At 40.9% G+C, this 543-nt stretch carries 1 protein-coding gene; it reads right to left on the reverse strand.

The genetic code is table 11. The annotated features are described in order from the left end of the window. On the reverse strand, nt 1-543 hold a 543-nt coding region (locus AWB54_RS15020), incomplete at both ends, for an Rpn family recombination-promoting nuclease/putative transposase (RefSeq protein WP_153014773.1).

Here is a 543-nt window from a genome sequence, read left to right on the forward strand (position 1 = left end):
AGCCAACCTGTCAATAAGTTCCATATCCCATCCTCCTTTCAAAAATACCACCCATCTATCCAACGGGTTGGTATAACTCGCTATTTCTTGCTTTAGTTTAGGCAACTCGATGAAATGAATCTCTATTGCATCAGTCAGGTCTATATTCTCCTGTGTTTCTCGCAACCTGAATATTGTGTGATAACGTTTAGTAAGTTTTATCCTGGTAAAATCCAATATGTTTATGGCGATTACCCGGTTAAGGTCTTGATATCTTCCGCTGCTTATGTTCTGGTCGCCAAACATGCGACAGGCATAATAGCTGCTGCGTCTCTCCATGTTGCCCAGGTTGCCAATCTGCATTTCTACATCCACCAGGTCATCGTTTTCTAATTGCAGTTTGATATCCAGTATGCCCACACTATCATCAATATTCTCCGGTTCAAGGTAAGGGTTCAGGATTTTTACGTCTGCAATCTTTTGCTCTGCGGTCCAGTTTAACACTGCATTAAGAAAACTGAGTAAGATGCTTTTATTTTCCTGGGAGCCAAATACTTTCTTAAA

The sequence above is a fragment of the Syntrophomonas wolfei subsp. methylbutyratica genome (assembly GCF_001570625.1).
GTDB lineage: Bacteria > Bacillota > Syntrophomonadia > Syntrophomonadales > Syntrophomonadaceae > Syntrophomonas > Syntrophomonas methylbutyratica.